Source organism: Microcystis aeruginosa NIES-843 (assembly GCF_000010625.1).
Lineage (GTDB): Bacteria > Cyanobacteriota > Cyanobacteriia > Cyanobacteriales > Microcystaceae > Microcystis > Microcystis aeruginosa.
The window spans coordinates 710,824-722,053 of sequence record NC_010296.1; the positions used below are offsets into that span (position 1 = coordinate 710,824).

The 11,230-nt window shown below is 43.4% G+C and carries 8 protein-coding genes and 1 tRNA gene; 4 read left to right on the top strand and 5 right to left on the bottom strand.

Going from position 1 to position 11,230, the window contains the following annotated elements; all coding sequences use genetic code 11:
• Nucleotides 1-127: 127 nt before the first annotated feature.
• The gene (locus MAE_RS03650; RefSeq protein WP_012264362.1) at nt 128-3,124 is read right to left on the bottom strand and encodes a type ISP restriction/modification enzyme; all 2,997 of its coding nucleotides are present in this window, start codon (nt 3,122-3,124) and stop codon (nt 128-130) included.
• 166 nt (nt 3,125-3,290) lie between these two features.
• A tRNA-Pro gene (locus MAE_RS03655) sits at nt 3,291-3,364 on the bottom strand.
• Nucleotides 3,365-3,435: 71 nt separating this feature from the next.
• Here MAE_RS03655 and lipA point away from each other — a divergent pair.
• Nucleotides 3,436-4,341, top strand: a complete 906-nt coding sequence (gene lipA, locus MAE_RS03660; protein WP_071823433.1) for a lipoyl synthase — start codon at nt 3,436-3,438, stop codon at nt 4,339-4,341.
• Here lipA and rdgB read toward each other — a convergent pair.
• Complete coding sequence (gene rdgB, locus MAE_RS03665) at nt 4,304-4,897, bottom strand: RdgB/HAM1 family non-canonical purine NTP pyrophosphatase (RefSeq protein ID WP_012264363.1); 594 nt, start codon at nt 4,895-4,897, stop codon at nt 4,304-4,306. The genes lipA and rdgB overlap by 38 nt on opposite strands.
• 662 nt (nt 4,898-5,559) lie before the next feature.
• Here rdgB and MAE_RS03670 point away from each other — a divergent pair.
• Entirely contained in the window at nt 5,560-6,003 is a 444-nt protein-coding gene (locus MAE_RS03670; RefSeq protein ID WP_012264365.1) for a molybdenum cofactor biosynthesis protein MoaE, read from the top strand.
• 2 nt (nt 6,004-6,005) lie between these two features.
• Here the strand turns inward: MAE_RS03670 and MAE_RS03675 are convergent, their stop codons facing one another.
• Together MAE_RS03675 and MAE_RS03680 are read right to left on the bottom strand one after the other, a co-directional pair.
• On the bottom strand, nt 6,006-7,085 hold the full coding sequence (locus MAE_RS03675) for a hypothetical protein (protein WP_004163194.1): 1,080 nt from the start codon (nt 7,083-7,085) through the stop codon (nt 6,006-6,008).
• 479 nt (nt 7,086-7,564) lie between these two features.
• Complete coding sequence (locus MAE_RS03680) at nt 7,565-9,127, bottom strand: B12-binding domain-containing radical SAM protein (protein ID WP_004163193.1); 1,563 nt, start codon at nt 9,125-9,127, stop codon at nt 7,565-7,567.
• A gap of 276 nt (nt 9,128-9,403) precedes the next feature.
• Between MAE_RS03680 and MAE_RS03685 the strand changes: the two genes are divergently transcribed.
• Together MAE_RS03685 and MAE_RS03690 are read left to right on the top strand one after the other, a co-directional pair.
• Nucleotides 9,404-9,547, top strand: coding sequence for a high light inducible protein (locus tag MAE_RS03685; protein WP_002734821.1), 144 nt, complete (start codon nt 9,404-9,406; stop codon nt 9,545-9,547).
• A gap of 303 nt (nt 9,548-9,850) precedes the next feature.
• Complete coding sequence (locus MAE_RS03690) at nt 9,851-11,146, top strand: Glu/Leu/Phe/Val family dehydrogenase (protein WP_012264366.1); 1,296 nt, start codon at nt 9,851-9,853, stop codon at nt 11,144-11,146.
• The last annotated feature ends 84 nt before the right edge of the window (nt 11,147-11,230 follow it).

Genomic DNA, 11,230 nt, shown 5'->3' on the forward strand with positions numbered 1-11,230 from the left:
GAATACAAAGGATAAAGTGCGGGATGTAGCCGTTAACGGAGGCAGGGGGCAGGAGGCCGTGAGATCAGTCGAACGTTCAGCCGAACGGGTGTAGAATCTAGAATAAGATTTCCCGGAAGCAATCTTTTTAATGTCTCATCGCTTCTATTATTTTCATGGTTTCGACGCTGACAGTACAGACTCGTTGTAATAAGTCAATTACTGTTTCTTTATAATCGGCGAAGCGATAATTATTAAATCTTTCGGCGATGGTTTGATCTTTGGGTTTCTTTTCCTTATATTGATCTAAAATCCATTCTAAGGCCGAACGATTACCGAGTTTATATTCCCAAGCAATTTTGGGAATATCTTGTAGGAAAGTGACATCATCGAGGTTGATAGAATTTTTTTCTCGGTCAGCTTTTAGTTTAGTTTTGGGTTTGAGATTATTATTAGTATCAATGCGGGTTAGTGGGTAGGGTGCGACGGTTTCATAGTTGATATGTAATTCCATTAGTTTGCTTCCCCATTCTACCCATTGAGAGAAGTTATCGTAAAAGGGAAGTCGGGGAAATTCTCGCTTAAGGTTTAATTCATATTTACTGCGATATTCCGGGTAGTGGAGGACTGCATAAGTGTAGTGGAAGATGTCGAGTTTGGTGAGGTTTTTATCGTTGTAATGGTTTTGGAATTGTTGCAATCCCCAATCGGTGATATTGTCGATACGGTTTCCTTCTTTTTCATAGTAGTAGAGGGGGAGACATTGAGTTTTTTCAAGTGTATCTAAACAAAATATCTTGTTAGTTACTAACACAGAATTTGGTTTTGAAGAGCCAACTCCTGAAAACATTATGACTTGATTTGAATTAATTAATTCATTGCCAAATACTTGATAATGATTTGAGGTAAGTCGATCTGAAAAAAATTTATTAGAATAGTAATACTTGGTAATATATGGTCTATAAATAAGAGAAATTACGAATCTTGGGAAATACTCTGATTTTTCTTTGTTCTTAAATTTGGATATTAAAGAAGAACTCCATTTTATCGAATAATTTATGTGATTACACTCAATCGATTTATTATAGATAGAAATAAAATATTGCATCTTTTTGGACAATAATTGCTCATCGTCTTCAAAGACCCATTCATCTCTATTCGTAGAAACACCTAGAGAGAAAAATTCAAATAATGCTTGAATGTCAGTTTTATTTTTGAGCAGTTTAGTATTTTTGTCAACTACAGGTATCAAGTCATTAAAATCATTATCTGATTGTTCAATCCAGTTATGTTTTTTATCTGGGATGATATGCTCAAAATCAAGCTGATTAAGTTTTGTCGATGACAAAAACTCTAATTTTTGCGATGCTGTATCCAATTCAGGACGGCGAGTATATAAAATTCGACAAGGAAGATTATTACTTTCTCGCTTCACTATCAAACTAATCGCCACCCCCGTCTGAATACCGAAAACATTATGAGTTGTCCCTGAAAGTTTAGGATTTTTCCTGACATTACCACCTAAATCAATGATATAAATTTCACTAAACTCATTCTCTACTACTTTTCTAAAACCGTCAAATGTCCTCGCATCGATAAAAGAAGAGTTAGTAATAAAAGCTATTATACCATTTTCACCTAACCTATCTGTAGCCCAACGAAAGAAGCGAGAATACATATCATATAGCTTTGTCTTCTGCGCTGTACTCTCTTCGATGTAAGTATCCTTAATGCGCTTATCAATAGCAGGATACTTCCGATTTTTATTATTGTCATTCTCATTTTGCTGATTAGCATTATAAGGAGGATTCCCAATAATTACAGAAATATTGCGGTCATTTTGATTTTGAATGCGTTGGGTATTCTCCACCGACATAGCAAACAAATCCATCTGCTTGAGATGAAAAGCAGCATGGTCCAGGGTATCCACAAAACAGATATGCTCAAACTCTTCATACTCACCCATCTTCTGCTTGTAGGTGAACTCAATATTCAAATTAGCGATATAATAAGGCAGAATTGCCACCTCGTTACAGTGCATCTCATGCTTATACTTGTACCGTAACTTATCCTTCGGTAAATACTCAATTAACTCCGTTATAAAAGTTCCTGTCCCCGTCGCCGGATCTAAAATTTCTACTCCTGGATCCGCCAACAACTTCCTAAAATGCTTGTGAACTAAATAATCGACACTTTCAATCATAAAACGGACAATTTCATTGGGTGTATAGACAATTCCCAACCGGTCCGCCGCTTTCGGATTGTATGCTTTATAAAAATTCTCATAAATCGCCTTGAGAAACTTCTGCTTCTCGTGGTGGTTATAAATATTCGCCGCTGTCCGCCGAATTACCGCATAATAACGTTCAATAGTCCCTAAAGTATTGCGCTTGGTATTACCAGTAAAGAAAGTTTCAATCACTCCCTGTAATTCCCTGGCGATATTATTTTCCCGGTGAAACTGAGACTCATTAAAAATATTGATAAAAATATCCTCTGTCAGGATGTGCTGAATAATCATCTCTCGCACATCTTCCAGACTAATTTCTGGATTGATTGACTTGCGACAAATCTCTAAAAAATTGTCCCGCGCTGTCACAAAATTACGATTCGTCTCCGACTGCAACGCAATTAAATCCCGCAACGCTTCTAAAATTGTTGGTAAATCTTCCTTAAAACTATCAATTGCCTCTCGAAAATCCTCAACCTCCGGACGTACATAATTAATAAAAGCATTAATAATCCCATCCAAAGCCTCATCATCGCGCATGGAGACGCGCAGTCTTTCCTCTCCTCCTTGAATTAAAACCGCCGTCTGGGAATCTTCAAATAAAATATTGTCATTAGGATAGCCTTTCGCCAACTTTTTCTCAATTTCTTCGTCTAAATTATCGTATTGATCCTTACTTTCCCAATATCCCCAATCTAACCGCAAAGCATCCTTTACCGTCCCGTCAGGATAGACAACTTTTCCCGACTTAGTGCGATAATCCAACTCCGGAATTAACAAAAAATCCCGCGCCTTGCAATAGTCATTTAACAAATTCTGAAAAGCGACTCTAATCGAAGTTTCCTTGCGACTGCCGCCATATTGGACAATCTTCTCAACTTCCGCCTGATACTGGCTGATTAATAATCTAGACATGGGCTTAGAGGAGGTAAATTAAGTAGTTATAATCAAAGAGAAGATAGATTTTGGACTCTGATCCCCCCTGCCCCCCTTGATAAGGGGGGTGCCGATAGGCGGGGGGATCTACCCTTGATAAGGGGGGTGCCGATAGGCGGGGGGATCTACCCTTGATTGTCTTTAATCGGGATGACAGGATTCGAACCTGCGGCCCCTTCGTCCCGAACGAAGTGCGCTACCAAGCTGCGCTACATCCCGAAAATTTTCAGCTAAATTATCATAGCATATTCGGCCTTGATTGGGTCGAGACTTGCTAGGATATTACAGATATAGGCAAAAATTATCGGAGTAGTTCAGGCGTGACGGTAAAACCAGAGTGGTTACGGGTAAAAGCACCGCAATGGCAGCGAGTCGGCAGTGTTAAGGAGGTTTTACGCGATTTAGGCTTAAATACCGTTTGTGAGGAGGCTTCCTGTCCCAATATCGGCGAATGTTTCCACGCGGGGACGGCTACCTTTTTAATTATGGGTCCTGCTTGCACTCGCGCCTGTCCTTACTGTGATATAGATTTTGAGAAAAAACCGCAACCTTTAGACCCCACGGAACCCCTGCGACTAGCGGCAGCAGTGCAACGTCTTGATCTTAATCATGTAGTGATCACTTCTGTCAATCGCGATGATTTGGCTGATGGTGGCGCTAGTCAATTTGTCCGTTGTATCGAGGAAATTCGCCGCATTTCCCCAAAAACCACCATCGAAGTGCTGATTCCCGATCTTTGCGGCAATTGGCAGGCTTTAGCTTTAATTCTTGCCGCTAAACCTGAAGTTTTAAACCACAATACCGAAACTGTTCCCCGTCTCTATCGTCGCGTGCGTCCCCAGGGTGATTACCAGCGTTCTCTAGAATTATTGCAGCGCGCTCGCGCCATTGTTCCCGCTACCTACACAAAATCGGGCATTATGGTGGGATTGGGGGAAACCGACGAGGAAGTGCGCCAAGTGATGCGCGATTTACGGGCTGTCGATTGTGATATTCTCACCATCGGGCAGTATCTGCAACCATCGCCAAAACATCTCGGTGTACAGGAATTTATCACCCCCGAACAGTTCCACGCTTGGCGCGAATACGGGGAGTCTCTGGGATTTTTACAAATTGTTGCGAGTCCCTTGACAAGAAGCTCTTATCATGCTGAACAAGTCAGAGCCTTAATGAATTTGTACCCGCGAGAGTCTTGAGATGGGGCAGCAATTGCTGAAAAGCTCGTCCTCGGTGGCTAATTTTTCTTTTTAATTCGGGAGACATTTCCGCAAAGGTTAAAGCGTATTCGGGAACATAAAAAATCGGATCATAACCAAAACCACCTTTACCCCTAGGACTGGTTAAAATTTCTCCCGTGCAGATTCCTGTAGCAGTCAAGGCAATCTCACCATCGGGACGGGCGATCGCAATTACACAGACAAAACGGGCCGAGCGATCCTGATTATCTCCTAATTCTCTGACTAGGCGATCGATTCTTTCTCGATCATTTTCACCGTAGCGGGCCGAGTAAATCCCCGGGGCATTTCCTAACCCGGTTACTTCCAATCCCGAATCATCAGCGATCGACCATTCTCCCAATGTTAGGGCAATTTGAGCAGCTTTTAAATAGGCATTTTCAGCAAAAGTCGCCCCTGTTTCCTCTATCTCTAAATCATCGGGTTTTAACTGCAATTCTAGGTCAATATCAGTTAAGTATTCGCCTATCTCTGCTAATTTACCCGGGTTACTCGTGGCTAGAATTAATTTTTTCATCGAAAATAATCGGTTTGAAACCCCGGCCTAAAAGGACGGCTTGACGTTGAGAATATTTCACTATACACTAAAGCTACAGTGAAAACTTTTAACTCCCTGACTGCTTTGGATCGGACGGACATTTCCCCCTGATTATTGCCAGGATTAAAGTTAAGGATGGGTTCCTTAAAATTCCCATTGACTGAAAGACTCAAAGACAAACATATCAAGGAAGTACAAATACATCCAAAATACTCGGCTCGCTGGTTTGAGATTGAGTATATTTATGAAGATGAAAAAATATAGCGTTTCCCAATCTCATGAGGTACACCAAAATCTTAACTCCTGAATCCCGAATCCTGAATCCCGAATCCTGACTCCTGAATCCCGAATCCTGACTCCTGACTCCTGACTCCTCAAAACCTAAGACTCTGTACCTCACAACTATGGGAATTGCTATAGAAACATCTCTTGACTCCGAAAAAGCGATAGCTATGTTGTTAAGGAAGGCAGTAGTCAGGAGATTATTTTATTTATTCCCCCCACTTCCTAATTCCTAATTCCCACACCCTACACCCTACACCCCACTCCCTACACCCCACACCCCACACCCTACACCCCACACCCCACACCCCACACCCTACACCCTACACCCTACTCCCCACTCCCCGATCCCCTCATCCATGACTCAAGATAGTTTTCGCGTCAGTTTTGCTCCCTTATCTTTGCAGGAAGTATATCAATTAGCCGATGATGGGGCTAATGGTGCTATTGTACTAATGAGTGGCACTGTACGGGAGCAAACCGACGGTAAACCGGTTATTTATCTTGATTATCAGGCCTACGAACCCATGGCGATCGAGGTTTTCCGGCAAATTGCCGGGCAAATTCGGCAAACCTGGCCCGATACCAATCGAGTTGTCATTCACCATCGCACCGGTAAGCTACAAATCGGTGAAATTAGCGTCTTAGTAGCGGTGGGTTGTCCCCATCGGGGGGAAGCTTTCGCAGCCTGTCGTTATGCTATTGATACTCTCAAGCATAATGCCCCCATCTGGAAAAAAGAATACTGGTCTGATGGTTCTAGTCAATGGGTTAGTATTGGGGCTTGTGAAACGGCCCATTAGGTCTAATAACGCAAAATTAAGGCAATTTTTTGGTAATCGTTCAAGGAATCTTCATCGACTAAAGCTACACGTCCTCCCTTGGCCAATACCACTTCGATAATTTCATCCACTGCATCATCGATTACCTCCGTACCACCGACGTTTTCCACCAGTATCAAATCACCGTTTTCGCTTAAAACTGCGGGTACATGGTAATTTTTATCCACTAATAACAATTTTCCTCGACCTTCCTGCGCTAAACGCCACACTTCTCCCAGGGTAGAGATAACTTTTTGAGCGCTGACTGCCGCGTCCAAAGCTTGCAGGGCTTCAGTTTTTTGAGTCTGACGCACTGAATGCATAATCGGCAATACTTGCGGAATTAATTCTGGCAGTGAGGTTTTGTCAAAATTGCCGGTTAAAGTGCCAACAATTGCTGATGTGTACTGTGAAACTTCTTGAAAGAAGGAAATTTGACGAACCACTCCACCCACAATCAAAGGGGAAGAATCATCAATGTCAATGTATTCACCCAGAGCATTATCTACCTGCTGGAAAAATCGCCGGATTCTATCATCTAGATAACTGGTATCGGCATCAAAGGGCAGTGGTGCGGTGGCCCCCGGTCCAGTCATTTCTAAGGGAAAATTTTGATCGCGAATTTCTTCGAGAGTTTCTCCTGTAGCTGAGATTAAACGAGTAGAACCCTGACTTAATAGTAACAGCCAATAGGGTTGTTCTCGATGTAATCCATAAACTAAATCCCGTGTGGCAAAGGTTTTATCGATGACAACTCTTGCCTGGACAGAAAAAGGCAAGTTATAAAGCTTGGCAATATCCGGACCAATATAGAGAGCTAATCCATCTAGAGTATAAGGATAATCTATTTCAGCCACTAGACTATCGAGGCGCTCGAACAAAGGTTCGATTTCACGTTTAGAGAATTCTGCCGATAATCGGCGCTTTGCTTCATCGACCAAATTTTTAACGAGAATAGGGTCTTGTTTGTTATCCGGTGAGGTGCGATGGGTAGGTAAGAGAATGGAAAGGGCGGGTATTTGAGTTAGGGATTGTAGTTTCTTAAGTTCTTGACGAGTAATCATTGATTTTAGCTTGATTGATAGGGTTAAGGAGCTAAAAATACTGGCTTTATCCAGATTTTCTCGATTTATTCAGTATTCCAGCTAACATTTTAGGGAAAAAATGTAATTATATCTAGAAAATTAAGAATTTATACTGAATTGCTTTGGCAGAGATTGAGGGAATTTTTAACCAGAAAACTAGGAATATTATTGATTTATCGATCGTCCACCATCAGGACAGAAAATGTTCAGGATGGGTAAATAACCCATCCTCGGAATAATTAGGAGCTGCTGAATAAATCTAAAAACCTTGTTGGGTAAGACTTTTAGACTTTTTGTCAATCAAAAAGTACTGGGCATGGGAGTGATCAGGGGGAAAATTCCGGGACTTTTTTCCTGAAAATTAGGTAATTGGCCCCCTCAAAACCGGTAAAACCCCACACCCCACACCCCACACCCCACACCCTGCCCCCAGGAAAAACTTTTTCAGCATACCCTAATTAGGCCGCTATGGCGGTTTTTTCCGATGTTAATGCCTCTTGGCGTTGAAATTCGGCTAATTGTGCCATAATTTCATCCCGAACAATCTGACGGTATTCCAGGAAATGCTCGTTGTGGGCGCAGACAGTGATATAGTGTTCGGCATTGGCGGGATTATGGCGCAAAATACCGAATAAATTCTGCCAGAATTTCCAGCGAGTGGACCGTTTAAAGCCCTGTCGCCAGATAATTACCGCTAGGGCATAGAGATCGGCCCGGCGAGGCAGTTTAAAGGCTGGTTTCGCTTTAGGTGCCCCTAATTTCAGGAAACAGCGATAGGTGCGATCAAGAAATACCTCCGGATCGTACAATTTCCAGAAGGCTTCAATATATTCCGTGGCAATATCTTCGATCGGCCGGGTGGGAACGAAATTCATCAGGGTACTTTGGTTAATGTCCTGTTTCCCCGTTAATCTTAGTCGTCCTTCTTTTTCCAAGCGAGTCCATAGGGCGGTATTGGGTAAAGCTTGTAACATTCCAAATAGAGCCGTGGGAATGGCCGCTTCTTCGACAAAATTAATAATGCGATCGGCCGCTCCTTTTTTCTCGCCATCAAAACCGATGATAAATCCCGCCATGGGGCGCAATCCGGCTTTAATAATCTTTTCTACCGTCTCGGTTAAGGAACTACGGGTATTTTGGAATTTTTTGGTTAATTGTAAACTTTCTTCGTCGGGGGTTTCAATACCTAAAAAGACCGCATCAAAGTAACAATCGACCATCATTTCCATTAATTCGGGATCGGCGGCTAAATCCACCGATGCTTCCGTGTTAAACCGGAAAGGATACTGGTGTTCTTCTTGCCAAACTTTTAATTCTTTGAGGAGTAATTTAACGTTGCGCTTGTTGCCAATAAAATTATCATCCACCATGAACACGCCCCGGCGCCAACCTAACTCGTAGAGATAATCTAATTCTTTTAATAATTGTGCGGGGGTTTTGGTGCGGGGTTTACGACCGTAGAGAACGATAATATCGCAAAATTCGCACTGGAAGGGACATCCGCGCGAGAATTGTACCGACATGGAATCATAAGCTTCAAAATCGAGCAGATCGTAGCGTGGGATCGGGGTAATTGTCACATCGGGTTTTTCTGTGGTGCGGAAAACACCTTTAGTTTCTCCTCTTGCCAATGCTTCCACAAACATCGGGATGGTGATTTCTCCCTCATCGAGAATCAGAAAATCGGCCTCGGCCACTTCGTGGGGGATAGAAGTGGGATAGGGACCACCCACGGCCACCAGTTTACCCCGTTGCTTGGCTTCGTGAATTTGCTCGATTAAATCTTGACGTTGCACAATCATGCCGGAAAGAATCACTATTTCGGCCCAGTCCCATTCTGCTTCTGTCACTGCCCGAATATTGCGATCAACCAGTTTAAATTCCCATTGCTGCGGTAAAATCGCCGCCACCGTCACCATACCAAGGGGAGGAAGTAAGACTTTGCGATCAACTAATTCCAGAATTTTGTTATAAGACCAGAAAGTCGGCGGAAAAACGGGATAAATCAGTAAGGCGCGCATATTCACTCCTCGCTCGATGGCGATCGATTCTTGACCTTTCGCTTGATTGTAATCTTTTTCGGTCAGGGATGGGAAAACCGTTATTTAGCCCTAGAACTAAGATCAGGCTTGATTTTCGGCCGCCATTGCCCACCCTTGACCCTGCCCCCATAAAAGTTTATGGTCAACATTAATAAAATTTATGTAAACAAATGTTGCATAGTCTGGGAAGTTATGTTACATTTAATATCAAGCACTTGAATCAAATGCAATTTTATTATAGGAAGGCAATTCACCATGGATAAGCAAGAAAACAAACTCGGCTTCACCGCTTTCGCTGAAAACTGGAATGGTCGTTTAGCCATGCTCGGTTTCGTTATTGGCGTAGCTACGGAATACTTAACCCACAAAGGTATCCTTGCTCAATTAGGCTTAATGTAATTTCAGCCTCGATTGCTGTGCATCTACAATCGTCTTGAATAAATTATCAAAAAAGGGAGGAGCATCGCTCTTTCCCTTTTTTAGTTGCAGGTTGGGGATGGGGGAGTGGGGTGATAGGGAAGTGGGGTCTGGGGTGTGGGGTGTAGGGTGTAGGGTAGTTGATGTACTGGAAAATCTCTCAAGTAACCTTGTTTGAGAATACTTGTCGGCAATTCCTGTCTATGGTTAATTAAGAAAAATAAACTGTAGCGAAATATACTGTTTTTTCATGTTCTAATGGGGATAGATAGGGGGAAAAAAATCATGTCGAAATCACTCTTTACCGATGCCAGCAGTCGCCTAGAACGGGCCCTTAAGTATGTCTCCATTTCCGATGATGCGATCGAGCGGTTAAAATATCCCAAAGCTAGTCTCAGCGTCTCCATACCCGTCCGTATGGACAACGGCACTCTGAGAATCTTCCAAGGCTACCGCGTCCGCTACGATGACACCCGCGGCCCCGGCAAAGGAGGGGTGCGCTATCATCCCAACGTCAGCATTGATGAGGTGCAGTCCCTAGCCTTTTGGATGACCTTTAAATGCGCCCTGCTGGATTTGCCCTTTGGTGGGGCTAAGGGCGGCATTACCCTCAATCCGAAAGAATTGTCAAAAGCCGAGTTAGAACGCCTTAGCCGGGGCTATATCGAGGGTATAGCCGACTTTATCGGTCCCGATATCGATATTCTTGCCCCCGATGTCTATACCAACGAGATGATCATGGGTTGGATGATGGACCAGTACAGCATCATTCAGCGTAAAATTAGTCCGGCGGTGGTGACGGGGAAACCTTTAACCATGGGAGGCAGTCGCGGCCGCGATACGGCGACGGGAACGGGGGCTTTTCATGTTATTAACTCTCTTTTGCCGAAATTAGATAAAAAACCCGCTAATACTACCGTAGCCGTCCAAGGATTCGGTAACGCCGGGGCCGTAGTGGCGGATCTCCTCGCCAAAGCCGGTTATCAAGTGGTGGCGGTAAGTGATTCCCAGGGCGGCATTTATCGGGAAAAAGGCCTAGATATTGCCAGCATTCGTGAGTATAAACAGGAACATCGCGGAATTACTGCTATTTACTGTGAGGGTACTGTGTGTAATATCGTCGAACACGAAGCGATTAGTAATGAAGAATTGTTAGCCCTAGATGTGGATGTTTTGATTCCAGCAGCCCTAGAAAACCAAATTACCGCCGAAAATGCCGATCGCGTGCGGGCAAAATATATCTTTGAAGTGGCCAACGGTCCGACTACCTCAGAAGCCGATCGCATTTTAGACTCAAAAGGGATTCTCGTTTTCCCCGATATTTTGGTTAACGCCGGTGGGGTAACGGTGAGTTATTTTGAATGGGTGCAAAATCGCAGCGGTCTTTATTGGCGATTAAACGAGATCAATGAGCGCTTAAAAGAAAGAATGGTGACAGAAGCGGAAAAAGTCTGGTCTTTCGCCCAGGAATTCGATATATCTCTGCGTAACGCCGCCTACGCCCAGGCCATTGCTCGTCTCGGAGAAGCCCTAGATGCCAAGGGAACCCGCGATTATTATCAAAATAAGACGAGAGCTTAAGGTCGTCAGTCGTCGGTCGTCGGTCGTCTGGAAATAAATAGGGTGATAGGGTTTTGGGGTGATAGGGTGATGAGACAGCTTCCC

Coding starts and splice junctions, on each gene's coding strand:
- MAE_RS03675 (WP_004163194.1), bottom strand. CDS start 7,085: ATGATTACTCGTCAAGAACTTAAGAAACTACAATCCCTAACTCAAATA.
- MAE_RS03690 (WP_012264366.1), top strand. CDS start 9,851: ATGTCGAAATCACTCTTTACCGATGCCAGCAGTCGCCTAGAACGGGCC.
- MAE_RS03670 (WP_012264365.1), top strand. CDS start 5,560: ATGACTCAAGATAGTTTTCGCGTCAGTTTTGCTCCCTTATCTTTGCAG.
- MAE_RS03650 (WP_012264362.1), bottom strand. CDS start 3,124: ATGTCTAGATTATTAATCAGCCAGTATCAGGCGGAAGTTGAGAAGATT.
- MAE_RS03680 (WP_004163193.1), bottom strand. CDS start 9,127: ATGCGCGCCTTACTGATTTATCCCGTTTTTCCGCCGACTTTCTGGTCT.
- MAE_RS03685 (WP_002734821.1), top strand. CDS start 9,404: ATGGATAAGCAAGAAAACAAACTCGGCTTCACCGCTTTCGCTGAAAAC.
- rdgB (WP_012264363.1), bottom strand. CDS start 4,897: ATGAAAAAATTAATTCTAGCCACGAGTAACCCGGGTAAATTAGCAGAG.